21 protein-coding genes are annotated in these 23,519 nt (G+C 75.6%); 9 read left to right on the top strand and 12 right to left on the bottom strand.

The window, feature by feature from the left end; genetic code table 11:
- Nucleotides 1–3 precede the first annotated feature (3 nt).
- The 4 genes from ACWIX6_RS01535 to ACWIX6_RS01520 form a co-directional block, all read right to left on the bottom strand.
- Nucleotides 4–1,134: a M20 family metallopeptidase gene (locus ACWIX6_RS01535; RefSeq protein WP_448615084.1), complete on the bottom strand. Its 1,131-nt coding sequence runs from the start codon at nt 1,132–1,134 to the stop codon at nt 4–6.
- Complete coding sequence (locus ACWIX6_RS01530) at nt 1,131–2,720, bottom strand: N-acyl-D-amino-acid deacylase family protein (protein ID WP_448615083.1); 1,590 nt, start codon at nt 2,718–2,720, stop codon at nt 1,131–1,133. The genes ACWIX6_RS01535 and ACWIX6_RS01530 overlap by 4 nt, the downstream gene beginning before the upstream one ends.
- An 8-nt stretch (nt 2,721–2,728) precedes the next feature.
- Complete coding sequence (locus ACWIX6_RS01525; RefSeq protein ID WP_448615082.1) at nt 2,729–4,429, bottom strand: AMP-binding protein; 1,701 nt, start codon at nt 4,427–4,429, stop codon at nt 2,729–2,731.
- 85 nt (nt 4,430–4,514) lie between these two features.
- Entirely contained in the window at nt 4,515–4,973 is a 459-nt protein-coding gene (locus ACWIX6_RS01520) for a MarR family winged helix-turn-helix transcriptional regulator (protein ID WP_448615081.1), read from the bottom strand.
- A 69-nt stretch (nt 4,974–5,042) separates the two neighbouring features.
- Here ACWIX6_RS01520 and ACWIX6_RS01515 point away from each other — a divergent pair, with 69 nt between their 5' ends.
- A complete protein-coding gene (locus ACWIX6_RS01515) occupies nt 5,043–5,927 on the top strand; it encodes an alpha/beta fold hydrolase (RefSeq protein WP_448615080.1) in 885 nt (294 codons plus the stop codon).
- Here ACWIX6_RS01515 and ACWIX6_RS01510 read toward each other — a convergent pair.
- Nucleotides 5,905–6,483 carry an MOSC domain-containing protein gene (locus tag ACWIX6_RS01510; RefSeq protein ID WP_448615079.1) on the bottom strand — a complete coding sequence of 193 codons (579 nt, stop codon included), beginning with the start codon at nt 6,481–6,483 and terminating at the stop codon, nt 5,905–5,907. The genes ACWIX6_RS01515 and ACWIX6_RS01510 overlap by 23 nt on opposite strands.
- Before the next feature lie 59 nt (nt 6,484–6,542).
- Here ACWIX6_RS01510 and ACWIX6_RS01505 point away from each other — a divergent pair, with 59 nt between their 5' ends.
- Nucleotides 6,543–7,943 carry a M20 family metallopeptidase gene (locus ACWIX6_RS01505; RefSeq protein ID WP_448615078.1) on the top strand — a complete coding sequence of 467 codons (1,401 nt, stop codon included), beginning with the start codon at nt 6,543–6,545 and terminating at the stop codon, nt 7,941–7,943.
- Nucleotides 7,944–8,076: 133 nt separating this feature from the next.
- Here the strand turns inward: ACWIX6_RS01505 and ACWIX6_RS01500 are convergent, their stop codons facing one another.
- Genes ACWIX6_RS01500 through ACWIX6_RS01490 form a run of 3 tightly spaced genes read right to left on the bottom strand, consistent with a single transcriptional unit; the run spans nt 8,077 to nt 11,278 of the window.
- Nucleotides 8,077–9,198, bottom strand: coding sequence for an XdhC family protein (locus ACWIX6_RS01500; RefSeq protein WP_448615077.1), 1,122 nt, complete (start codon nt 9,196–9,198; stop codon nt 8,077–8,079).
- 15 nt (nt 9,199–9,213) lie between these two features.
- The gene (locus tag ACWIX6_RS01495; RefSeq protein ID WP_448615076.1) at nt 9,214–10,362 is read right to left on the bottom strand and encodes a vWA domain-containing protein; all 1,149 of its coding nucleotides are present in this window, start codon (nt 10,360–10,362) and stop codon (nt 9,214–9,216) included.
- Nucleotides 10,352–11,278, bottom strand: coding sequence for an AAA family ATPase (locus ACWIX6_RS01490; protein WP_448615075.1), 927 nt, complete (start codon nt 11,276–11,278; stop codon nt 10,352–10,354). The genes ACWIX6_RS01495 and ACWIX6_RS01490 overlap by 11 nt, the downstream gene beginning before the upstream one ends.
- 90 nt (nt 11,279–11,368) lie before the next feature.
- On the opposite strand from ACWIX6_RS01490, the gene ACWIX6_RS01485 reads away from it, so the two are divergent.
- On the top strand, nt 11,369–12,019 hold the full coding sequence (locus ACWIX6_RS01485) for a GNAT family N-acetyltransferase (RefSeq protein WP_448615074.1): 651 nt from the start codon (nt 11,369–11,371) through the stop codon (nt 12,017–12,019).
- Nucleotides 12,020–12,038: 19 nt separating this feature from the next.
- Here ACWIX6_RS01485 and ACWIX6_RS01480 read toward each other — a convergent pair whose 3' ends face one another.
- Complete coding sequence (locus ACWIX6_RS01480; protein WP_448615073.1) at nt 12,039–14,372, bottom strand: putative bifunctional diguanylate cyclase/phosphodiesterase; 2,334 nt, start codon at nt 14,370–14,372, stop codon at nt 12,039–12,041.
- 97 nt (nt 14,373–14,469) lie between these two features.
- On the opposite strand from ACWIX6_RS01480, the gene ACWIX6_RS01475 reads away from it, so the two are divergent.
- From ACWIX6_RS01475 to ppk2, 3 genes are all read left to right on the top strand, one after another.
- Nucleotides 14,470–15,768, top strand: a complete 1,299-nt coding sequence (locus tag ACWIX6_RS01475) for a M18 family aminopeptidase (protein ID WP_448615072.1) — start codon at nt 14,470–14,472, stop codon at nt 15,766–15,768.
- A gap of 187 nt (nt 15,769–15,955) precedes the next feature.
- On the top strand, nt 15,956–16,591 hold the full coding sequence (locus ACWIX6_RS01470) for a hypothetical protein (protein WP_448615071.1): 636 nt from the start codon (nt 15,956–15,958) through the stop codon (nt 16,589–16,591).
- 82 nt (nt 16,592–16,673) lie between these two features.
- Nucleotides 16,674–17,657, top strand: a complete 984-nt coding sequence (gene ppk2 / locus ACWIX6_RS01465; protein WP_448615070.1) for a polyphosphate kinase 2 — start codon at nt 16,674–16,676, stop codon at nt 17,655–17,657.
- A 128-nt stretch (nt 17,658–17,785) separates the two neighbouring features.
- On the opposite strand, the gene ACWIX6_RS01460 is transcribed toward ppk2, so the two are convergent.
- Nucleotides 17,786–18,757: a DUF2382 domain-containing protein gene (locus tag ACWIX6_RS01460; RefSeq protein WP_448615069.1), complete on the bottom strand. Its 972-nt coding sequence runs from the start codon at nt 18,755–18,757 to the stop codon at nt 17,786–17,788.
- A 288-nt stretch (nt 18,758–19,045) separates the two neighbouring features.
- Here ACWIX6_RS01460 and ACWIX6_RS01455 point away from each other — a divergent pair, with 288 nt between their 5' ends.
- From ACWIX6_RS01455 to ACWIX6_RS01445, 3 genes are all read left to right on the top strand, one after another.
- On the top strand, nt 19,046–19,858 hold the full coding sequence (locus tag ACWIX6_RS01455) for a DUF3097 domain-containing protein (protein WP_448615068.1): 813 nt from the start codon (nt 19,046–19,048) through the stop codon (nt 19,856–19,858).
- 82 nt (nt 19,859–19,940) lie between these two features.
- The gene (locus ACWIX6_RS01450; protein ID WP_448615067.1) at nt 19,941–20,825 is read left to right on the top strand and encodes a hypothetical protein; all 885 of its coding nucleotides are present in this window, start codon (nt 19,941–19,943) and stop codon (nt 20,823–20,825) included.
- Nucleotides 20,826–20,832: 7 nt separating this feature from the next.
- Nucleotides 20,833–21,252, top strand: a complete 420-nt coding sequence (locus ACWIX6_RS01445) for a GntR family transcriptional regulator (RefSeq protein WP_448615066.1) — start codon at nt 20,833–20,835, stop codon at nt 21,250–21,252.
- Nucleotides 21,253–21,267: 15 nt separating this feature from the next.
- Here the strand turns inward: ACWIX6_RS01445 and ACWIX6_RS01440 are convergent, their stop codons facing one another.
- Together ACWIX6_RS01440 and ACWIX6_RS01435 are read right to left on the bottom strand one after the other, a co-directional pair.
- Entirely contained in the window at nt 21,268–22,104 is an 837-nt protein-coding gene (locus ACWIX6_RS01440) for an aldo/keto reductase (RefSeq protein ID WP_448615065.1), read from the bottom strand.
- Nucleotides 22,105–22,254: 150 nt separating this feature from the next.
- Entirely contained in the window at nt 22,255–23,514 is a 1,260-nt protein-coding gene (locus ACWIX6_RS01435; protein ID WP_448615064.1) for an MFS transporter, read from the bottom strand.
- Between the last annotated feature and the right edge of the window lie 5 nt (nt 23,515–23,519).

The following is a 23,519-nucleotide window of genomic DNA, read 5'->3' as shown; positions in this document are numbered from 1 at the left end:
ACGTCACCCGACGACACCCAGGGGGTCGTCGGTCGACAGCAGCGCCCGGACCAGCCGGGCGACGAGCGCGGTGCGCTCGGCCAGCGCGGCGACCGAGACCCACTCCCCGAGCGCGTGCGCGCCGGAGCCCACCGCCCCCAGCCCGTCGAGCGTGGGCACACCCAGACCGGCGGTGAAGTTGCCGTCGGACCCACCCCCGACGGCCCGCCCCGCCGGCAGCGGGAACCCCAGGTCGGCGGCGCACCGGGACGCGAGTCCCATGAGCCCTGCCGACACCGCCGCCTCCATCGGCGGACGGTTCACCCCGCCCAGCAGCTCGAGGGCCGCGCCGGGCACCGTCGGCCGCAGCGACCGCAGGGCGGCGTCCACCCGCTGCTGCTCGGCCGCCGTCCAGGCACGGACGTCGAGGGCCACCTGCGCCGCCGCCGGGACCGTGTTACCGGTCGTCCCCGCCGAGGCGACCGTCGGGGTGACCGTGGTGCCGGAGCCGGCGTCGGCCAGGCCGGTCAGGACGCCGACCTGCGCGGCGAGCTCGACGAGGGCGTTGACACCGGCCTCGGGCTCCAGCCCGGCGTGGCTCGCCCGGCCGTGCACCAGCAGGCGGTACATGGACACGCCCTTGCGCGCCGTCTTCGGCGCGCCCTCGACGCTCGGCTCCAGCACCAGGACGGCGCGGGAGCGGCTCGCCTCCCGTTCGATGAGCGCCCGGGAGGTGGGGGAACCGATCTCCTCGTCGCTGGTCACCAGGAGGTCGACGCCCGCGACCCCGCACGAGCCGATCGCGTGCAGGCCCTGCAGCAGGCCGGCCTTCATGTCGAACACGCCCGGGCCGGTGGCCCGGTCCCCGTCCACGGCGAACGGCCAGTGCGCCGTCGTCCCGGCGGGCCACACGGTGTCCAGGTGCGCCAGCAGCAGGACCGGCCGCTCGGCCCCCGACCGGAGCAGCAGGTGCGGCCGTCCCTCGACCTCCAGTCGGTCCGGGCGCTCGCCCAGCACCTCGTGCACCAGGCCGGCCACCACGTCGGCGCACGCGGAGGTCAGCGGCACGTCCTCGCTCGGCGACTCGGCCATGACCAGCCGCTCCAGCTGCCCGAGCAGAGCGCCGGGCGGCGGCCCGCCGACGGTGCCGGTCACGGCGAGGGCACCAGGCGTGCGCCGGCCCGCACACCCACGTACGTCCCGCGGTCCACGACCAGCCGGCCGCCGATCAGCACGTCGAGGATGCCGGTCGCCGGGCGGACCGGGTCGTCGTAGTCGGCCTCGTCGTCCACGGTCCGCGGGTCCAGGACGACCAGGTCGGCGACCGCCCCCGGGCGCACCTCACCGCGCCCGGCCAGCCCGAACCGCGCAGCCGGCAAGGACGTCATCTTCCGGATGGCCTCCTCCAGGCTGAGGACGCCGGTCTCCCGCACGTACCTGCTCAGCACCCGGGGGAAGGTGCCCCACATCCGGGGGTGCGGCAGGCCGCCCCCGCCGGGCGGCAGCCCGTCCGAGCCGATCATGGTCAGCGGGTGCCGGAGGGCCTGCACGAGGTCCTCCTCCCGCATCGCGAAGACGATCATGCTGGCCTCCAGCTCCTCGCCGCGCAGCACGTCGACCAGCGCCTGGAACGGCTCGACCCCCGCCGCGTCGGCGATCTGCTGCAGGCTCAGGCCGTCGTGCGCGTGGCTGCGGCTGGAGGCGACGACGATGCCCGCCCAGCCGCACGCAGCGACGAAGTCCTCCCACGTCCCGTCGTCGGACTCGACGTCCCGCCGCAGGCGCGCCAGCGCCGCCGGGTCCTCGAGGCGACGGAGGACCGCGGCGTTCCCGCCCTCCTGGAACCACGGCGGGAGCAGGGCGGTGAGCATCGTGCTCCCGGCCAGGTAGGGGTAGACGTCGTGCGTCACGTCGACGCCCCGGTGCCGGGCGTCGTCGAGCAGCTGCAGCGCCTCCCCCATCCGCCCCCAGACGGCCCGCCCGACGGCCTTGAGGTGCGAGACCTGCACCGGCCGGTCGCTGACCTCCCCCACCCTGATCGCCTCCGCGATGCTGTCCATCAGCATGCGTCCCTCGCCACGCACGTGGGTGACGTAGGGCCGGCCGGGGGGCAGGCTCCTCGCCAGCGACTGGAGCTCGTCGTCCCCGGCGAACAGCCCGGGCGGGTAGATGAGCCCGCTGGACAGTCCGAAGGCCCCGTCGGCGAAGGCCTGCTCGGCGGCGCGGCGCATGGCCGCCAGCTCTCCCTGGTCCGGCGCCCTCGCGGCCATCCCCATGGCCGCGATCCGCAGCGCGGCGTGGCCCACGAGCGGCGCGTGGTTGGTGACGGAGCCGGCGGCGTCGACCGTCCGGAAGAACTCGGCGCAGCCGGTCCAGGACACGTCCAGCGGCGGGAAGACGCGCCGCAGCAGGCCGCGCAGCTCCTCGCGGTGCGCCTCGTCGACCGGCGCGAGGCTGAAACCGCAGTTCCCGACCACCTCGGTGGTGACACCCTGGGTGATCTTCGACTGGTCGTCCTCGGCCAGCAGGGGCGCGTTGTCGGCGTGGGAGTGCACGTCGACGAACCCGGGGCACAGCACGGCACCGGCGACGTCGCGCACCGTGGCGCCGTCGACCCGGAGCCGGCCCGGCGGCTGGACCTCCGCCACCAGACCGCCGTCGACGAGGACGTCGGCCGGCCGGGCCGGGCCGCCGGTCCCGTCCACCAGGAGGCCACCGGTGAGCAGGGTGCGCGTGCTCACCAGCCGTCTCAGCTGCGCAGGTCGGGGAAGTCGGTGTCGGCGTACTCGGTCGGGCTCCCCGCCGGCGCGAGCTCCTCCTCGCGGGTGCGCAGCTCGACCCGGCGGATCTTCCCCGAGATCGTCTTGGGCAGCTCGGCGAACTCGATCCTGCGGACCCGCAGGAACGGCGCCAGGTTGGCCCGGGCGTGGGCGAGGATCGAGTGCGCCGTCTCGGCGGTCGGCTCCCAGCCGGCGGCCAGCGACACGTAGGCCTTGGGGACGGCGGCCCGCACCGGGTCGGGCACCGGGACGACGGCGGCCTCGGTGACCGCCGGGTGCTCGATCAGCACGCTCTCCAGCTCGAACGGGCTGATCTTGTAGTCGCTGGCCTTGAAGACGTCGTCGGTGCGCCCGACGTAGGTGATGTAGCCCTCGGCATCCCGGGTCGCGACGTCACCGGTGTGGTACCAACCGCCGGCCGTCGCGTCCGCCTGCCGCTGCGGGTCGCCCTGGTAGCCGGTCATCAGGCTCACCGGACGCGCGGACAGGTCGAGGCAGATCTCCCCCTCGTCCCCCGGCTCCCCGGTGATCGGGTCGACGAGCACCACCGGCACCCCCGGCAGCGGCCGGCCCATCGACCCGGGCTTCAGCGGCGCCCCCGGGGTGTTGCCCACCGACGCGGTCGTCTCGGTCTGCCCGAACCCGTCCCGCAGGGTCAGCCCCCAGGCGGCCCGCACCTGCTCGATGACCTCGGGGTTCAGCGGCTCCCCCGCGGCCGCCACCTCGCGCAGCGACCCGGAGCCGCCGGTGAGGTCGGCCTGGATGAGCATCCGCCACACCGTCGGCGGAGCGCAGAAGGTGGTGATCCGGTCGGTGCGGATCCGCTCGAGCAGGGCCGCGGCGTCGAAGCGCGTGTAGTTGTAGAGGTAGATGGTCGCCCCGGCGATCCACGGGGCGAAGAAGCAGCTCCAGGCGTGCTTGGCCCAGCCCGGTGAGCTGACGTTCAGGTGCACGTCACCGGGCTGCAGGCCTAGCCAGTACATGGTGCTCAAGTGGCCCACCGGGTAGCTGACCTGGGTGTGCTCGACCAGCTTGGGCCGGCTGGTGGTGCCGCTGGTGAAGTACAGCAGCAGCGGGTCGGTCGTGACCGTCCCCGGGTGCCCGGGCGGGGTGTCCTCGGCCTGCGCGGCGTCGGCGTAGGCCAGCCAGCCGGCCGGCGCCCCGCCGACCGCGATCCGGGTGTAGTCGCCGGGGACGTCGGCGAACTTGGCGGCGTCGGCGGCGTTGACGACCACGTGCGCCGCCCCGCCCCGGCTGATCCGGTCCAGCAGGTCGCCCGGGCCCAGCGCCGTGGTGGTCGGCATGATCACCGCGCCGAGCTTCATCACCGCGAGCATCGACTCCCACAGCTCGACCTGGTTGCCCAGCATCAGCACCACCCGGTCGCCCTTGGCCACGCCGTGCGAGCGCAGCCAGTTCGCGACCTGGTCCGAGCGACGGGCCATCTCGGTGAAGCTGTAGGCGGCGTTCGTGCCGTCCGCCTCCACCAGCCACAGCGCGATGCCGTCGTTGCCCCGGGCCAGCTCGTCGAACCAGTCGACCGCCCAGTTGAACCGGCCCTCGATCTGCGGCCAGCGGAACTCGGCCACGGCCCTCGCGTGGTCCTCCCGCAGGGCGAGCAGCTGGTCTCGGGCGGCACGGTAGGCCTGCGTGGCCGCGCTCTCTGTCATGCGGGAGGACCTCCTGGCAGACGGTGGGCGGCGTCGCTGCCGACCGGTCCGGATGCTGCCCTGCCGGACCGCCGACCGCCAGCCCTCAACCGGCGGCCCGCCCGGCGGTCACCGCCTCCGCCACGCGCCGCAGGAACCGGTCGACCGTCGCCAGCTCGGTCTCGTCGAAGGACTCCGCGACCGTGGTGATGCCCTCGATCAGCGGGCCGAAGAAGGACCAGCCCATCGCCACCGCGGGCTCGTCGACGCGCAGCAGCACCCGGCGCCGGTCCGCCGGGTCGCGTTCCCGCCGGACGTGGCCGAGCCGCTCGAGCCGGTCGACCAGCGCGGTGACCGAGGACGCGTCCAGCCGCAGCTGCTCGGCCAGCCGGCCGGGGGTGGCCGGGACGCCGTCCCGGGCCGCGTCCAGCAGGGCGATGAGGGCGCGCAGGTCGGTCGGGTGCAGGCCGTTGCGGCGGGCGAAGTCCGCGCCCAGCAGGTCCAGCTCGACGGTGAGGGCCCGCAGCCGGTGGACCAGCTGCATCCCGCGGCGCTCGTCGTCCATGCACGTCCCCTTGACAGTCCATCCTTTGGGTCATCAAAGTACCTCCACCCGACTCCCCGTGGAGGACCTGTGACCGCTCTGTCCCGTGTGCCCCGGCGGCCCGCCTTCCCCACCCCGGCCGCGGAGGCCGCCTTCGCCGCTGCCTACGACGCGGTGCTGGCCCGCTGGCCGGTCCCGGTCGAGCCGGTGGACCTCCGCTCGAAGTTCGGGACGACGCACGTCCAGGTGTGCGGCCCGGCGGACGCCCCACCGCTGGTCCTGATGCACGGCGGCGGCGCCACCTCGACGGTCTGGTTCGCCGTCGTCGGTGAGCTCGCCCGGTCCTCGCGGGTGTACGCCGTGGACCAGATCGGCGACGCCGGCCGCAGCGTGCACGACGGGCGTCCGCTGCGCCGGGCGGCGGACCTCACCGCGTGGCTGGACGGCGTCGTCTCCGGGCTCGGGCTGGAGCGGACCGCACTGGCCGGCCACTCCTACGGCGGCTGGCTGGCGCTGCGGTACGCACTGTCGGCGCCGGAGCGGGTCAGCCGGCTGCTCCTGCTGGACCCCGCCGACTGCTTCGCCGGGACCGGAGCGGCCTACAAGCTGCGTGCCGTCCCGCTGCTGGCCCGCCCCTCCGCTGCCCGGCTGCGCGCGTTCCTCGCCTGGGAGACCCGCGGCGCCGCCCTGGACCCGGCCTGGCTGCACCTGGCCGGCCTGAGCGCCGAGGCACGGACCGCCCCGATCGTGTGGCCCCGCCGTCCGGCTGCCGCGGACCTGCGGACCTTCCCGGTGCCCACGCTCCAGGTGCTGGCCGAGCACAGCCGGTCGCTGGACCCCCGCCGTGCCGCGGCCGGCGCGTCGGCCGTGCTGCCCGACGTCGTCAACACGGTGCTGCCGGGCGCGACCCACCACACCGTCCCCACCGTGGACGGCGACCGGCTGGCCCGGGTCATGACCGGCTTCCTGGCCTGACCCGGACGGCGTCCCCGGCCCGGGCGGGGTCCAGCCGGACGGCGGAGCGCAGCACCGCCGGGCCCAGCCGCAGCTCGCCGTCCGACCGCGGCGCGCAGCGCACGCCGCCGCGCCCGCGCATCCCCCGGTGCGCGCCCGGGGCGAGGACGGCGTCCAGCCAGGCGCACGGGTTCGCCGGCCGCCCGCCGGCCAGGACCACCTCGCCGGCACCGCAGTCCAGGCTGAACAGCTGCCCGCGCAGCGCCTCGACCTCCGCCCCGCGCAGGACGACGTTGCGCCGCGCCGCCCGTGGGTCCAGCGGTCCGCTGCCGAGCTCCGCGGCGACGGCCTCCACCGCCTCGGCGGCCAGCACGGTGACCGCGGCGTCCCGGTGCGCCGGCCGGCCGCAGTACCGGTCCCCGAGGACGCCCAGCCCGGCCCGGACCTGGAGGCTGCTCCGGAACTCGGCCGGCCGTGCGGCCACCGCCGGGTCCGGGCGGCCGCCGTAGCGGTGCTCCGGGGAGGCGAGCAGCCCGACGACCTCGACGTCGTAGCCGTACGGCAGCTCGGCGCTCACCCGTCGATCATGGCCGAGCCGGCTGGCGACGGCGGCGGCCCACTGACAGCGTGGACGGCGTGAGCCGCCAGACCGCCATCGACCGCGCCGCCGCGCACTTCGACTCCGGCGCCTTCCTCGACGACCTGACCCGCCGGGTGGCCCACCCCACGGAGAGCGCCGACCCCGAGCGCGCCCCGGCGCTGCGGGAGTACCTCACCGGCGAGATCGTCCCGGCGGTGCAGCGGCTCGGGTTCCGGGCCGCCGTGCGGGAGAACCCGGTCTCGCCCGGGCACCCGTTCCTGGTGGCGCACCGCTCGGAGGGCCCCGGGCGGCCGACCGTGCTCACCTACGGCCACGGCGACGTCCAGCCCGCCCATCCCGAGCAGTGGCGGGCCGGGCTGGACCCCTGGCGGGTCGTCGTGGAGGGCGACCGGTGGTACGGCCGCGGGGTCGCCGACAACAAGGGCCAGCACAGCGTCAACCTGGCCGCGCTGGAGCAGACGATCGCCGCCCGCGGGGGCCGGCTGGGCTACGACGTGACGCTGCTGCTGGACATGGGCGAGGAGTCCGGCTCGCCGGGCCTGACCGAGTTCTGCGCGCAGCACCGCGACGAGCTGGCCGCCGACCTGCTGATCGGCTCCGACGGGCCGCGGGTGTCCGTCGACCGCCCCACCGTGTTCCTGGGCACCCGGGGCTCGGCCGACGTCACGCTGGGCCTGCAGGCGCGCGCCGGCGCGCAGCACTCTGGGAACTGGGGCGGGGTGCTGGCCAACCCGGCGACCGTGCTGGCCAACGCGGTCGCCTGCCTGGTCGACGGCCGGGGCCGGCTGCTGGTGGAGGCGCTGCGGCCGGCCGGCGTCCCGGACGCGGTGCGCCGCGCGCTGGCCGACGTCCCGGTCGACCAGGGGCCGGACAGCCCGGTCGTCGACCCGGAGTGGGGCGAGCCGGGGCTGACACCGGTCGAGCGGCTGCTGGGCTGGAACACCCTCGAGGTGCTGGCCATGACCGCCGGCGACCCGGACGCCCCGGTCAACGCCATCCCGCCCAGCGCGCGGGTGCACTGCCAGCTGCGGTTCGTGGTCGGGACCGACGGCTCCCGCGTCGCCGACGAGGTCCGCGCCCACCTCGACCGGGCCGGGTTCCCGATGGTGACCGTGACCCAGGGGCACCTGATGGCGGCGACCCGGCTGGACCCCGAGGACCCCTGGGTGCCCTGGACGCTGGCCTCGCTGGAGCGCACCACCGGGCGACGGCCCGCGCTGCTGCCCAACATCGGCGGCTCGCTGCCCAACCACCCCTTCGCCGACGTGCTGGGGCTGCCCACCGTCTGGGTGCCGCACTCCTACCCCGGGTGCTCCCAGCACGCGCCCGACGAGCACCTCCCGGCCCCGCTGGTCCGCGAGTCGCTGCAGCTCATGGCCGGCCTGTGGTGGGACCTCGGCGAACCCGGCGCCCCCTGGCCCGCCGCTCGGACCTGACCTGACCGGCGGCCCCCCGGCCCTGACCAGCGTTGATCATGGGCGTTCTGCCGGCGACACGCCGGTGCACGGCGAGTCCGCGGGCGACAAGCCCATGATCAACAGGGATGAGGGAGGGGACAGGGGTCCTTCCTCAGCGCTCGGCGGTGCGGTGGATCGGGCCCTCGATGCCGGTCAGCCGCTCGCCGCTGCCGCCCCAGCGCCCAGCGATGATCTCCGCGGCGATGGACACCGCGGTCTCCTCCGGTGTGCGGGCGCCCAGGTCCAGCCCGATCGGGGAGGACAGCCGCTCCAGCTCGCCGGGCTTGAGCCCGGCCTCGCGCAGCCGGTCCAGCCGCTCCTCGTGGGTGCGCCGGCTGCCCATCGCCCCGACGTAGGCCACCGGCAGCCGCAGCGCGACCTCCAGCAGCGGGACGTCGAACTTCGGGTCGTGGGTGAGCACGCAGAGCACGGTCCGCTCGTCGATCCGCCCGGCGTCGGCCTCGGCCTGCAGGTAGCGGTGCGGCCACTCCACGACCACCTCGTGCGCGTCGGGGAACCGGCGGGCGGTGGCGAACACCGGACGGGCGTCGCAGACCGTCACCCGGTAGCCGAGGAACGACCCGACGCGGGCGACCGCGGCGGCGAAGTCGATCGCGCCGAACACCACCATCCGGGCCGGCGGCGCGAAGGAGGAGACGAACAGCGTCAGGTCGTCGCCGCGCCGCTCGCCGTCGTGGCCGTAGGTGAGGGTCGCCGTCCGGCCGGCGGCCAGCATGCCGCGGGCGTCGGCGGCGACGGCGTCGTCCAGCCGCTGCAGGCCGAGCGTGCCGGACGCGCGGTCCGGCCAGAGCACCAGCCGCTTGCCCAGCCGGTCGTCGGGGCCCTTCACGCAGGTGACGACGGCGACCGGCTCGTGCGCGGCCACCGACTCGGCGATCTCGCCGAGCTCGGGGAAGGACTCCCGCGACACCGGCTCCACGTAGACGTCGAGGATCCCGCCGCAGGTCAGGCCCACGGCGAAGGCGTCGTCGTCGCTGACGCCGTAGCGCTGCAGGGTCGGCGTCCCGGTCTCGACGACGTCCTTGGCCTCCTCGTAGACCGCGCCCTCGACGCACCCGCCGGAGACGCTGCCCACCGCGGTGCCGTCCGGGCCGACCAGCATGGAGGCACCGGGTGGGCGCGGCGCGGAACGCCAGGTGCCCACCACGGTCCCCACCCCGACCGTCTCCCCGGCCTGCCACCACCCGATGAGGTCTTCCAGGACGTCACGCATCCGACAGCTCCTTCGTCATGCCCGGGTGATGACCCCGGCCAGCCGTTCGAACGCCGCCAGGCTGTGCCCGGCGACGAAGTGGTCGATCGAGGGCAGCGCGGCCTGCATGCCGCCGGTCAGCGGCTCGTAGCCGGCCCGGCCCTTGTGCGGGTTGACCCAGACGACGGCATGCGCGAGCCGCCGCAACCGGGTCATCTGCTCGGCCAGCAGCTCGGTGCCGCCGCGCTCCCAGCCGTCGCTGCAGATGACGATGATGGCGCCGCGGGCGGTGCCGCGCTGGCCCCAGCGGTCCAGGAAGGCCTTGAGCACCTCGCCGATCCGGGTGCCGCCGGACCAGTCGGGGATCGCCGACCCGCTGGCCGCCAGCGCCCGGTCGGGGTCGCGCAGCCGCAGCTCGCGGGTGACCCGGGTCAGCCGGGTGCCGATGGTGAACACCTCGGTGCTGGCCGGCCGGGCCCGGACGGCGGCGTGCGCGAAACGCAGCAGTGCGTCGGCGTAGGGGCTCATCGACCCGGACACGTCCACCAGCAGCACCACGCGCCGGGGCCGGGGCCGCGACCGGTGGTACAGCAGCCGGCTCACCTCGCCGCCGTCGCGCAGCGCACGCCGGACCGTGCGGGCGGCGTGCACCGACCCGTGCGGCCCGGGCCGCCGGCGCCGGGACAGCCGCATCGGGACGGCGGGCACCAGCAACGCGAACAGCCGGCGCAGCTGCTCCCGCTCGGCGACGGTCAGCTCGCCGACGTCCCGGTGCCGCAGCACCTCGTCGCCGCTGGCCTTGGTGGCCAGGTCGGCGGGCTCGCCGGCCTCCTCGCTGCCGTCGGAGGTCTGCACCGGGGCGCTGTGCACCACCCGCTCGCGTTCGGGGCCGGTGACCGGGCGCATCCGCGGGGCCTCGCCGCCGAAGAACGCGGCGAAGGCGGCGTCGTAGCGGTCCAGGTCGTCCGGGCCGGCGCACAGGGTCAGCCGGCCGGCCCAGTAGACGGCGGAGGGGTCCAGGACGTCGAGGTGCGCGATCGCGTCGAGCATCGCCTCGACCCGGTCTGGCGACGCGGTCACCCCGGCGTGCCGCAGCGTCCGGGCGAAGGACAGCACGGTGTCGACGACGTCCCGCGCGACGCCGGCCGCCGCCCCGTTCCCCGTGGCTCCGCCGTCAGGAGCCACCGAACAGGGCTCCTCGGGCCAGCGCGTGCACCCGGTCGGTGTCCTCCCGGTACTTGAGGACCGCCCCGAGGGTGCGGGCGGCGGTGTCGGGGTCGAGCTCCCGCGCGCCGAGGGCGTGCAGCGCGCTCGCCCAGTCCATCGCCTCGGCCACGCCGGGGGGCTTGAGCAGGTCCAGGGTGCGCAGCTTGGCGGTGGCGCGGGACACCTGGCGGGCGAGGTCCTCGGTGACCTCGGGCAGCCGGCGCCGCAGGATGGCGACCTCCCGCTCGAAGTCGGGATGCTCCAGCCAGTGGTACAGGCAGCGGCGCTTGAGCGCGTCGTGCACCTCGCGGGTGCGGTTGGAGGTGAGCACGACCAGCGGCGGGGTCTCCGCGCGGACGGTGCCGAGCTCGGGGATGGAGATGGTGAAGTCGCTGAGCACCTCCAGCAGGAAGGCCTCGAACTCGTCGTCGGCACGGTCCACCTCGTCGACCAGCAGCACCGACGGGGAGTCCTCCAGCGCCTGCAGCAGCGGGCGGGCCAGCAGGAACCGGCGGTCGTAGAGCGAGGCCTCGAGCTCGGCGGTGCCGTGGCCGTCGTGCGCCGCCTCGGCCGCGCGCAGGTGCAGCAGCTGGCGGCCGAAGTCCCAGTCGTACAGCGCCTGGCTGGCCTCCAGGCCCTCGTAGCACTGCAGCCGGTACAGCGGCCGCCCGGTGACCTCGGCCAGCGCCCGGGCGAGCGCGGTCTTGCCGACCCCGGCCTCGCCCTCGAGGAACAGCGGCCGGTGCATGACCAGGGCCAGGTACGCCGCCGTCGTCAGGCCCTCGTCCGGCAGGTACCCGGTGCGCTCCAGCGCGGCGGCGAGCGCGCCGGGGTCGCTGGGCAGGTCCGGCCGGGTCGCGGTCGGCCGGGGCGCGGTCGTGGTGGGCTCGCTCACACCGTGCAGCATCCCACCTGACGGCGTCCGTCGGCGGCGGGGACCCCGGCGCGAGCAGCTCCGACGCCCTGCCGCCTAGCGTGCTGTCCCATGAGCACCGACACGGCGGGCAGGGCGACGCTGCCCTCCGGGCGGCCACTGGTCGGCCGGTACGTCCGGCTCGACGTGCTGGGCGAGCCCGATCTCGACGAGCTCGGCCCGCTGCTGACCGACCCGGAGGTCTACCGCAGCGGGTACGTCATGCACCGGCGGCCGGCGTCCCCGGCCGACGGCCGGGCGCTGGCGGCCGAGCGGTTCCTCGCCCGGGAGGCGCCCGACGGGCGCGGGAACGGCCGCACGGCCTACGCGGTGCGGCTGGTGGCGGACGGCCGGCTGGGGCCGGCCGGGACGCTGGTCGGGACGTCGTCCCTGGGCGAGGCCGACCTGGTGAACGAGAAGGTGCACCTGGGCTGGACCCTCTACGGACCCCGCTGGTGGGGCACCCAGGTCAACCCGGAGGCGAAGCTGCTGCTGCTCGGGCACTGCTTCGAGGACTGCGGGTACGGCCGGGTCAAGATCCAGACCGACCTGCTCAACACGCGGTCGCAGGCGGCGATCAGCCGGCTGGGGGCGCGCCGGGAGGGCGTGACGCGCCGCGACGTGCGACGCGAGGACGGCAGCTTCCGCGACTCCGTGGTCTTCAGCGTGCTGCGGGACGAGTGGCCGGAGGTCCGACAGGGCCTCGAGGCGCGCCTGCGCTGAACCGGTCGGCCCGGCGCGCTCAGCCGCGGTCGAGCGCGGACGCCGGGACCGGCGGACCGACGACGGCCAGGTCGAACCCCGCCGCGTGCTCGCGCAGCCAGGTCCGGAAGTCCTCGACCGGCATCGGCCGGGCGATGCCGTAGCCCTGGGCGAGGTCGCAGCCCAGCCCGGCGAGCACCTCGGCCATCGCCAGGTCCTCCACCCCCTCGGTGACCAGGCTCAGGCCCAGGTCGTGGGCCAGCGCGGCGGTGTGCCGGACGATGGCCGCCGCCCGCGGGTCGGTCTGCACGCCGGCGGTCAGCGAGCGGTCGAGCTTGAGCTCGTCGGCCGGCAGCCGGTGCAGGTAGCCCAGCGAGCTGTAGCCGGAGCCGTAGTCGTCGATCGACGTCCGCACACCGAGCTCGCGCAGCTGGCCGAGCACCTCACGGGCGCGCTGCGGGTTGGTCAGCAGCGTGTCCTCGACGAGCTCCAGGGTCAGCGCCTGCGGCGGCAGGCCGGCCCGCGACAGCGCCGCGGCGACCTTGGCCGGCAGGTCCAGGTCGGTGACGTCGGGCGCGGACAGGTTGACCGAGACCGGGACGGGCTGGCGGTCCCACCAGCTCGCCGCCGCGGCGAGCGACAGCTCCAGGACCACCTCGGCGAGCGGCTGCAGCAGGCCCGCCTGCTCGGCGGCCGGCAGCAGGTCCCCGGGCATGACCAGGCCCCGGGTCGGGTGGTGCCAGCGGACCAGCGCCTCGACCCCGACCACGCGCCCGTCGGTGAGCGCCACCTGCGGCTGCAGGTGCACCGCGAGCTGGTCGGTGGCGATCGCCGTCCGCAGCTCCTCCATCATGTGCAGCCGGTCGAAGGACGACCCCGTCGGGTCGGGGACGTGCACGTGGACGCCGGCACCGGAGCTCTTCGCCACGTACATCGCGACGTCGGCGTACCGCAGCAGCTCCGAGACGGTCGCGGCGGGGACCGGTCCCGAGGCGATGCCGATGCTGACGCCGATGTGCAGCCGGATGCCCTCGACCGCGAACGGCTCGCGCAGCAGCTCGCGCAGCTGGACGGCCTTCCGCTCGGCGTCCGGCAGGCCGGTGTCGGCGAGCAGGACGGCGAACTCGTCACCACCCAGCCGGGCGAGCAGGTCCTCGCTCCGCAGCACCCGGCCGAGCCGCGCCCCGGTGAGACGGAGCAGTTCGTCCCCGGCGTGGTGCCCGAGGCTGTCGTTGACCTCCTTGAAGCCGTCCAGGTCCAGCAGCAGCAGGGCGACCGGCCTCTCCGGGGTCGCCGAGCGGAGCGACTCGGTGGCCCGCTCCAGCAACGCGCGCCGGTTCGCCAGGCCGGTCAGCTCGTCGGTCCGGGCCTCCACCCGCACGTCCTGGAGCGCCCGGATCTCGTGCAGGGTGGCGACGGTGCGGCCCAGTCCGGCGAAGACGCTGGCGATGGCGCACCACCCGGCGACGGCGGAGAAGTCGTCCCCGCGGCTGAGCCCGAGCAGCACCAGGCTCGCCACGTTGGACACCAGCGGGACGGCGATCACCCGCCAGCCGACCCGGGACGACGCCGCCTCCACGGTCCCGGCGGCCGGGGGACCGTCCGACCGGGCGAGGTGCGCGGCCACCGACAGCTGGACCACCCCGGCCAACCAGCTGAGGTCCAGCAGACCGCCCTCGACGTAGATGTCCCGGGCGATGAGGTCGAGGAAGACGATGTCGCCGAGCAGGAAGCAGGCCAGCCCGCCGCCCAGCAGCAGGAGGGTCGGCTCCATCCGCACGCCGAGCATCGCGCTGACCCCGACCAGCAGGGACAGCAGCAGCACGTCGGCGACCGGGTAGGCCAGGTTGACCGCGACCGCGGCCGGATGGCCGCCGGTGGCCTCGAGTGAGGGCGCGAGCAGCACGGCGACGGCGACGGCCGCCGCGCCGAAGCCGCCGACCAGCCCGTCGAGCCACATGCTGGCGGGGAAGCGGCGCACCCGGGCGCGGAGCAGCCCGATGATCGCCACGTACAGCGCCGGGTAGCTGCCCAGGTAGAAGAGGTCGGCCAGGGAGGGGTAGGGCTCCACCGCCATCCGGGCGACGACCAGGGTGTAGACGACGTTCCCCAGCACGTTGGTCAGCAGCGCGACCATCAGGGCCAGCCAGGCCAGCCGCTCCGCCCGCACCCGGCGGGCGGCCTGCCAGCACATCACGGCACCGAGCAGGTAGACCGCGTTGTACAGCACCAGGTCGTAGCCCAGGGCCCAGCCGGGGCCGTCGGGCCGGCCGGCGACACCGGTGCTGAACAACAGCAGGCACGCCAGCAGCGCGGACAGCAGCCGTCCCGAGGACGACGCCGTCCGCCGCGTGCTGTCCGCGCCGGGGTCCATGAGGTCGTGATCGGCAGGATCGGCGTGCCGATTGAGGGTTCCTCCCCCCGCTGACCCGAAGGGAGTGGCCGCGGGGGCCGCCGGGGAGGATCACCGCATGCCGACGACGGACGCCGCCCCGACCGACGACCTCGCCCTCGGCGACGACCTGCGGGCCTTCGTCGACGCCTCCCCCTCCCCGTCCCACGCCGGAGCCGAGCTCGCCCGCCGGCTCCGTGCCGCCGGCTTCGCCGAGCTGGCCGAGACCGACCGCTGGGAGCTGTCCCCGGGCGGCGAGCACTTCGTGGTGCGCCGGGGCGGCAGCGTGATCGCGTTCCGGGTGGGCACCGCGCCGCCGGCCGAGGCCGGGCTGCGCCTGGTCGGTGCGCACACCGACTCCCCCACCTTCCGGGTGCGACCGCACTCCGACGTCCGGCAGGCCGGCTACCGGCTGGTCGGGGTCGAGCCCTACGGCGGCGGCCTCTGGCACACCTGGCTGGACCGGGAGCTGACCGTGGCCGGGCGGCTGGCGCTGCGCGGCGGCGGGACGGCGCTCGTCCGGCTGCCCGGGGCGCCGCTGCGGCTCCCGTCGCTGGCGATCCACCTGGACCGCGGCGTCCGCGAGGGGCTGACCCTGGACCCGCAGCGGCACCTCGTGCCGGTCTGGGACGGCGAGCTGGGCACCGCGCCGGGGCTGGCGGAGGCGCTGGCCGACGCCGCCGGGGTGGCCGCGGGCGACGTGGTCGGGCACGACCTGGTGCTGGCCGACACCCAGCCGGCCGCCCGGGCGGGCGCCGACGGGAGCTGGGTGGCCGCGCCCCGGCTGGACGACCTGGCGTGCTGCCACGCCGGGCTGACCGCCCTGCTCGCCGCGCCGGCGACCCGGCGCACCCAGCTGCTGGTGTGCAACGACCACGAGGAGGTCGGCAGCGGCTCGATGGAGGGCGCGCGCGGCAGCTTCCTGGCCGACGTCGTCGCCCGGCTGGCGGCCGCCACCGACCCCGCTGACCCGCAGGCCGTGCACCGCGCCGTCGCCCGGTCGGTGCTGGTGTCGGCGGACATGGCGCACGCCGTGCACCCCACCCGGTCCGACCGGCACGAGCCCCAGCACACGCCGCGGCTGGGCGGCGGGCCCGTGCTGAAGGTGAACGCCAACCAGGCCTACGCGACCGACGCGGCCGGCGGCGGATGGTTCGCCGAGCGCTGCGACGAGGCCGGGGTGCCGCTGCAGCGGTTCGTCAGCCGGGCGGACCTGCCCTGCGGCAGCACCATCGGCCCGCTGACCGCCACCCGGCTGGGCGTCGCGACCGTCGACGTCGGCGCGCCGATGCTGGCCATGCACTCCTGCCGGGAGCTGGCCTCGGCCCTCGACGTCCCGCTGATGGTGGGTGCGCTGACCGCCTGCCTGCGGGACTGAGGCCGGCGCCCGGGGGCTGCTGTCGCGCCGCAGCGGCGACTCTGGTCAGGTGTGCGGTGCGGCCGGGGCCGGTGCGACGGCCCCGGCCGCCCGCGTTCCCCGACCCGGGCGAGTTCGCCGCCTGCCCGCCGGTCGCCCGTCGACCGGTGGACACCGCGGCGACACCGGGCGCCCCGAACCTGGCGACATGACCGCTGTGCCCCTCGGGTCCGCACCGGCAGCCGCCGTCCACCCGCCCCCGGCGGTGGCCGCCGGCGTCCGGCAGCGGCGCCTGCTGCGCCTGGCCGGCGCCCTCACCCGGGCCGCCGCGGGGCTGCTCCGGGCTCCGCTCACCGGGACGCGGGGCCGACGCCGGCTGCTGGTCTGCGGCGCCGCCCGGGTGCTGAGCGCCCTGGACGTGCGGGTGGAGGTGCGCCCGTCCCCGGCAGCTTGGCCACGCACCGGACCGGGACACCTCGTCGTGGTCGCCGACCGGGTGGGCTGGCTCGACGGTCTGGCCCTGCTGACCTCCGTCCCCGGCCTCCCGGTCGCCACGCCGGAGGTCGCCGGGTGGCCGCTCGTCGGCCGGCTGGCGCGCGCGGCGGGCGTCGCCGTGCTGGACCCGGGCGGGCGGGTGACGCTCCCCTGGGCCACCGCCGACCCGGCGGCACCCATCTGCCCGGTGGAGGTGCATGCCCGGGTGTCGGCCCCGGCGGCGGGCCGGCTGTCCTGGCGCGGACTGGCCGACGTCGTCGCCGCGCCGGGTGTGGTCGTGGCCGTGCGGCTGCGGTCCCCGCTGGACCGGGCCCCGGCCGGCCGGCTCGCGGTGGACGTCGAGTCCTGACCCGGGCGAGCCGCGCGGCGCGTACGGCGCTCCAGGAGCAGGATCGACGCGTGCAGCCCGGCCCCGCCCTCCCGGAGGCGACGTGACCCAGCCCGCGCCCGACCGCACTCCCGACGACCAGCTGTCCTCCGTCGTCGACCTGAGCCGATGGCGGCTCAACTCGCTGCCGGACACGAACTCCGACGAGGACTGGGACGACGACCGGGAGCTGTTCGACCCCGACGGCCGGCGGGTCGACACCTGGCGCGAGGGCTATCCGTACAGCGAGCGGATGGAGCGCCGCGAGTACGAGATCGAGAAGCGGCGCCTGCAGATCGAGCTGCTCAAGCTGCAGGGCTGGGTGAAGGAGACCGGGCAGAAGATGGTGCTGGTCTTCGAGGGCCGGGACGCCGCCGGCAAGGGCGGCACCATCAAGCGCTTCACCGAGCACCTGAACCCGCGCGGCGCCCGGGTGGTCGCGCTGGACAAGCCCTCGGAGCGCGAGCGGACCCAGTGGTACTTCCAGCGCTACGTGCGGCACCTGCCCGCCGCCGGGGAGATCGTCCTGTTCGACCGGTCCTGGTACAACCGGGCCGGCGTGGAACGGGTGATGGGCTACTGCAGCGCCGACGAGTACCTCGAGTTCATGCGCCAGGCCCCCGAGCTCGAGCGGATGTTCGTCCGCAGCGGGGTGCACCTGGTGAAGTTCTGGTTCTCGGTGACCCGCGGCGAGCAGCGCAGCCGCTTCATCGTGCGGCAGATCGACCCGGTGCGGCAGTGGAAGCTCTCCCCCACCGACCTGGCCAGCCTGGACCGGTGGGACGCCTACACCGAGGCCAAGGCGGCCATGTTCCTGCACACCGACACCGAGCACGCCCCGTGGACGGTGATCAAGAGCAACGACAAGAAGCGGGCCCGGCTCGAGGCGATGCGGCACGTGCTGGCCCGCTTCGACTACACCGGCCGGGACGACGCCGCGGTCGGCACCCCTGACCGGCTGATCGTCGGCTCTGCCGCCGACGTGCTGGAGGAGGAGGCGGGCGCCCCGGTCATGCCGCGCCCGGGGGACGCGCTGCCCATCGGCTGAGCGGGACGGCGGACCACAGCACAGCGCCCGCCCCGGTGGGTCGGGACGGGCGCTGTGGGGTTGAGGCCCCGGCCCCGTTCAGGGCCCCACCGCGAGCTCGCGAGCGGTGGGGGGAACGGGGTCCTTCGTCAGCGGCGGGTGTCCCCGCGCGCGTCGTCGGTGTCGATCTGCTCCTTGCGGACGGTCTCGTCCACGGTCACCTGGTCGGTGACGGTCTCCTTGTCCAGGCGCACGCGCTCCACCGGCACGGCTTCCTTCTCCACGACGGGACGCTCGGCGTGCAGCGTCACCTCGTGCTCCTCCTCGCTGATCGCGGGCCCGTCCATCGCGTTGCCGACGTTGGCGTCGGTGATCGGCTCGCGCTCGACCCGGACCTCTTCCCGCGTCACCGGGACGGTCTTGGTCACGTTCTCGGTTACCACGTACTTGCGCAGCCGGGCGCGGCCGGCCTCCTCCGTGGTGGTGCCGACACGCAACTGCTCCTCGGAGCGGGTCATGGCCTGGTCGGTCGTCGGACCGGAGGTGTCGTGACCGACCGTCCCGTGACGGTTCGTGTCGGTCTCCATCCCGGCCGACGTCCCCGTGCCGGCCGACGTCCCTGTGCCGGCCGACATGCCCATGCCGGCGGTACCGGTCCGGCCGTCGGTGTCCATCCCGGCCGTCGCGTCCATCCCGGCGGTGCCCGTCCGGCCGTCGGTGTCCCGCGTGCCGGACGTCATGCCCGACGTCGTCCCGGCCGTGGTGGTGTCGGTGTCGGTGCGACCGGTCGTCATGCCGGCCCCGCCGCCCATGCCCATGCCGTAGTGGCGGTAGAGGGCCTCCTCCTCCTGCGGGGAGAGGTGCCCGTCGGAGTCGATCTTGGGAGCGTCCTTGACCGCCGCCTTGCTCACGGGTACGCGCACGCCGTCGTTGGTGAGGTCGGCGTCCCGGATCGGGACGAAGGTCTCCTTCGTGCCGAAGAGGCCGGTCTTCACCGTGACCCACTCGGGGTTGCCGGACTGGTCGTCCAGGAACACCTCGGAGGCAGTGCCGATCTTGTCGCCGTCGGCGTCGTAGACGTCTGCGCCGATCACGCGGTCGAGGGTGTCGGTGCCGATCATGGGTTCCGCTCCTCTGCTCGGGGGATCTGGTGTCTCGGACCGTCACTGCCCGTCAGGGGCGCCCGGAAACGAGCGGTGCATGATCGACTCACCGTGGGTGACCGTGCCGGGCCCGGGCCGCTCGGCCCGGCGCGCGGATACCTCCTGGTCAGCGGCTCGCCCTGACCGCGGCGGCGGGTTCTACCTCATCGCCGCGACGGAGTCGCGACACGCCGGTCGGTCGCCGGACGACGCACCCCGGGCGTGTCGTGACGGCGCACCGGGGCCGGTCACACGGAGCATGGACCCGTGCCTCCTCGCTCCCCCTACGACGACCTGGTCCACCCCCGCACGAAGAAGAAGCCGACCCCCGAGGTCGAGGCCGCACGGGACGTGGTGGTCGAGGACCCCAGCAGCGGCTTCGTCGGCGCGGTGGTGCGCTGCGAGAAGGACGTCGTCCACCTGGAGGACCGCAACGGGCGCGTCCGCGCCTACCCGCTGGGCCCGGGCTTCTGGGTGGACGGCCGGCCGGTGGTGCTGGTCCGCCCCAGGCAGAACGCGCCGTCCGGCCCGCAGCGCAGCGCGTCCGGGTCGACCTACGTCGTCGGCGCCCGGGCCCGGGTGGCCCGCGAGGGCCGCATCTACGTGGAGGGCAAGCACGACGCCGAGCTGGTCGAGAAGGTCTGGGGGCACGACCTGCGCATCGAGGGCGTCGTGGTCGAGCCGCTGCACGGTGTGGACGACCTGCCGGGGATCGTGCGGGAGTTCCGCCCCTCGGCCGGGCGGCGCCTCGGTGTGCTGGTCGACCACCTGGTCACCGGCTCCAAGGAGACCCGGATCGCCGCCCAGGTCACCGGCGCGCACGCCCTGGTGGTCGGCCACCCGTTCATCGACATCTGGCAGGCGGTGAAGCCCTCGGTGGTGGGGATCGAGGCCTGGCCGGTGGTCCCGAAGGGCGAGCCGTGGAAGGAGGGGGTCTGCCGCCGACTGGGCTGGGAGGACGACACCGGCTACGTCTGGGCCCAGCGGATCCTCGCCCGGGTGCGGACCTGGACCGACCTCGAGCCCACCCTCATCGGCCGGGTGGAGGAGCTCATCGACTTCGTCACGGAGGCGCCCTGAGGGGTGAGGTGCTTGCGCCGCGGACCGCCGGGCGTCATTGTCTCAATCGCTTGAATCAATGGACCAATGACGGGACGTCGCCATGAGCGTGCTCCTCCTGCTCCCCGCCCTGCTCGTGGCGGCGGCCGTCGCCGCCGGGACCGGCCTCGCCCGCCGGTCGGCACCGAGCCGCGAGACGGCCGTGTCCGCCGCCCGGCGGCACGCCCGGCTGACCTCAGCGGCGGCGCTGGTCCTCGGGGCCGCCGCCGCGGTGTGGGTCGCCGTCGTCGACCTCGGGAACACCTCCCCCGGCGGGCAGGGGACCACCGTGCTGCTGGTGCCGATCACGTTCGCGCTCGTGCACACGGGGGTGCTCGCCGTCGGGGAGTCGACCTGGCCGCGGCCCGCGGGCGAGGTCCGCCGGGCCCGGCTGGTCCGACGTGGGCCGCTGGACGCAGCGCCGCGGTGGCTGCTCGGCGCCACCGCGGGGGGCGTCGCGCTGGCCGTCGTCACCGTCGTCCTCGGCGCCCTGCTCGCGGCGCCGGACGGCCGCAGCTACACGCGGACCTCCCCGGGCGACGTGGACGGGACCGGCCTGCTCACGGCGACGGCGAGCCCGTTCCCGGGGCTGTTCTACGGCGGCCCGACGGCGATCGGCCTGCTCCTCCTCGCCGTCGCCGTGCTGGGCGCACTGTGGCTCGTCGCCGAGCGCCCCGCGGTCGCGACGCAGGACGACCGCATCGAGGCGGCGCTGCGCCGGGCCTCGGCGCACCGGGTGCTCCGCGCGGCCACCGCCGCCGTCCTCGTCGACACCGGCGGGCTGCTGGCGATCGGCGGCATGGCGATGCGCGTGTCGCCCGGCCTGCTGGCGGTGACCGGGGTCGCCGTGGCCGTGCTCGGGCTGGCGTCGATGCTGGCCGGTGTCGCCGTGGCGTGCGTGCGGGCCCCCGCCGTCCCTGCTGACGCGCCGGCCGTCCCGGTCGGCTGACCCGCCCGTGGACGCGCTCGACATCACCGTCGACGTCAAGGACCCGACGCCGCCCTACGAGCAGATCCGCAGCCAGATCGCCGCGTACGTGCACGGCGGGCTGCTGGCCCGCGACACCCGGCTGCCGACGATGCGGGCGCTGGCCGCGGACCTGGGCGTGGCCACCGGGACCGTGGCCCGCGCCTACGCCGAGCTGGAGGCGGCCGGCCTGGTGGCCAGCCGCCGCCGCACCGGGACCGTGGTCACCGGCACCCGGGCAGTGCTCCCGGACGACGCCGCGGTCCGGGCCACGGCGGCGGTGCTCGCCACCCAGGCCCGCGCTGCCGGGATCGACACCGAGACCGTGGTCGCCATCGTCCGGGCCGCCCTGACCGAGCGCGTCACTGCGGCCCCGTCCAGAGGCTCACCCCGAGCCTGCGAGGGGTGAGGAGGACGGGGTCCTTCACGGGATGTAGTTGAAGGTGTCCGGGTCGGGGCCGACGCGCTCGCCGCGGTCCAGCGCGGTGATCTCCCGCATGTCGTCCTCGCTGAGCGCGAAGTCGAAGAGCGCGAAGTTCTCCTCGACCCGGCTGCGGGTGACCGACTTGGGGAAGACGACGTCGCCGCGCTGCACGTGCCAGCGGAGGGTCACCTGGGCCGGCGTCCGGCCGACCCGCTGGGCCACCCGGACGATGGTCGGGTCGTCGAGCACCTTGCCCTGCGCGATCGGCGACCACGCCTCGGTGGCGATCTCGTGCTCCGCGTCGAAGGCACGCAGGTCGTCCTGGGCGAGGTAGGGGTGCACCTCGATCTGGTTGACCGCCGGGCGGACCTCGCTCTCGCTGAACAGCCGGCGCAGGTGGTGCTCCTTGAAGTTGGAGACGCCGATCGCCTTGGCCCGGCCGGAGTGGTAGATCTCCTCCATCGCCTTCCAGGTCTCGACGTAGTCCACGTCGATGCCCGGCAGCGGCCAGTGCACGAGGAACAGGTCGACGTAGTCCGAGCCCAGCGCGTCCAGGGTGCCGTCGAAGGCCTTGAGCGCGTCGTCGTGGGCGTGGAAGCCGTTGTTCAGCTTGGAGGTCACGAACACCTCCTCGCGCGGGACGCCCGCGGCGCGGATGCCCTCGCCGACCCCCTGCTCGTTGCCGTACATCTCCGCGGTGTCGATGTGCCGGTAGCCCACCTCGAGCGCGGTCCGCACCGCGTCCGCGGTGTCCGCCGGCGGGACCTGGTAGACGCCGAAGCCGAGCTGGGGGATCTCGACGCCGTTGTTCAGGGGGATCGTGGGCACGGTGGCCATGGGTGTCCTCTCGTCGGGTGGTCGGGGGAGGCGCACACCGCACACGGGGGCGCGCCGGTCCTCCTCCGGCCTACCCGGCCCTCCGGACGTCAACCCGCGAGCGATCTCACCGCGGGGGACGGGAATGCGCCCGGGGGCCGGCAGCAGTGCTCAGCGGGCGGCGCCCTGCTCCACCAGCGGGGCCGCCGTGCCGGCCGGCCGGCGCAGCAGCAGACCGCCGGCCAGGGCGCACAGCGCCGCGAGCACCGCACCGGCCGCCGGGACGGCGAACGCCGCCTCGGCACCCCAGGCGTCGACGGCTGCGCCGGTCACCGCGGCCCCGGCGGTGAGCCCGAGGGTGAGACCGGTGGAGGTCCAGGTCAGGCCCTCGTTCAGGGTGGACCGGTCGGTGCGGGACTCCACCAGCGACATGCCGGCCACCAGCAGCGGCGCGATGGACAGCCCCGCCAGGAACGCGACCGGGACCAGCCAGCCCAGCGAGCCGACCAGGAGCAGCGCCTGGGCCGCGGCGCCGAACAGCGCGGCGCAGACGAGGAACCGGGCGACCAGGGTCCCGGGCAGCCGCAGCACGCCGTAGAGCAGTCCGGCCAGCAGGCTGCCGGCCGCGTAGACCGCCAGGGCGATCCCGGCGGCCGCCGGGGCCCCCTCGTCCTCGGCGAAGCCGACCACCACGACGTCCATGGCCCCGAAGACGACGCCGACGGCGACGTAGGTGACCGAGACGACGACCAGGGCCGGGTGCAGCACCGAGCGGCGCACCGGCCGGCGGCCGGCCGGGACGGCGACCACGGGCGGCTGGGTCGCCACCTGACCGGACAGCACCAGCCCGCCCGCGACGCCGACGAGCAGGCCGGCCAGGAACCCGGCGGGCGGGGCGACCAGCGCCGCCAGGAAGGTGACCGCCGGGGGGCCCACGACGAACACCACCTCGTCGACCACCGACTCGAAGGCGAACGCGGTCTGCCGCTGGTGCTGGTCGGGCAGCGCGTGCGCCCAGCGCGACCGGACCACCGCGCCGATGTTGGCGCCGCTGGCCCCGCTCAGGGCGGCGAGCAGGAACCAGGTCCAACGGGGCGCGTCGGCGACGACGACGCCGACGAACGCCAGCCCGAGCACCAGGTAGACCACGCTGGTCACCCGGAGGACGGCGGCCTGGCCGCGGCGGTCCATCTGCCGCGCCCACTGCGGGCTGCCGAGGGCGAAGGCCAGCGCGAGGGTGCCCGAGACGGCGCCGGCCAGGCCGTAGCTGCCGGTCTCGCCGGCCACGAGCAGGATCGAGCCGAGCCCGACGGTGGCCATCGGGATGCGGGCCAGCCAGCCGGCGAGGGAGAACGCCCGGGCGCCGGGGACGGCGAACAGGCGGGCGTAGGGGGCGAACAGACTGCGGGGTGCGGGGACTCTTCCGGACACGGACT

It is taken from the genome of Modestobacter sp. URMC 112, assembly GCF_053502575.1.
This window is presented reverse-complemented; position numbering and strand designations above follow the sequence as displayed.

What these genes read in the sequence shown, in the direction of transcription:
- ACWIX6_RS01525 (WP_448615082.1), bottom strand. Translation starts at nt 4,429, where the DNA reads ATGACAGAGAGCGCGGCCACGCAGGCCTACCGTGCCGCCCGAGACCAG.
- ACWIX6_RS01520 (WP_448615081.1), bottom strand. Translation starts at nt 4,973, where the DNA reads ATGGACGACGAGCGCCGCGGGATGCAGCTGGTCCACCGGCTGCGGGCC.
- ACWIX6_RS01500 (WP_448615077.1), bottom strand. Translation starts at nt 9,198, where the DNA reads ATGCGTGACGTCCTGGAAGACCTCATCGGGTGGTGGCAGGCCGGGGAG.
- ACWIX6_RS01485 (WP_448615074.1), top strand. Translation starts at nt 11,369, where the DNA reads ATGAGCACCGACACGGCGGGCAGGGCGACGCTGCCCTCCGGGCGGCCA.
- ACWIX6_RS01480 (WP_448615073.1), bottom strand. Translation starts at nt 14,372, where the DNA reads ATGGACCCCGGCGCGGACAGCACGCGGCGGACGGCGTCGTCCTCGGGA.
- ACWIX6_RS01475 (WP_448615072.1), top strand. Translation starts at nt 14,470, where the DNA reads ATGCCGACGACGGACGCCGCCCCGACCGACGACCTCGCCCTCGGCGAC.
- ACWIX6_RS01470 (WP_448615071.1), top strand. Translation starts at nt 15,956, where the DNA reads ATGACCGCTGTGCCCCTCGGGTCCGCACCGGCAGCCGCCGTCCACCCG.
- ACWIX6_RS01460 (WP_448615069.1), bottom strand. Translation starts at nt 18,757, where the DNA reads ATGATCGGCACCGACACCCTCGACCGCGTGATCGGCGCAGACGTCTAC.
- ACWIX6_RS01450 (WP_448615067.1), top strand. Translation starts at nt 19,941, where the DNA reads ATGAGCGTGCTCCTCCTGCTCCCCGCCCTGCTCGTGGCGGCGGCCGTC.
- ACWIX6_RS01440 (WP_448615065.1), bottom strand. Translation starts at nt 22,104, where the DNA reads ATGGCCACCGTGCCCACGATCCCCCTGAACAACGGCGTCGAGATCCCC.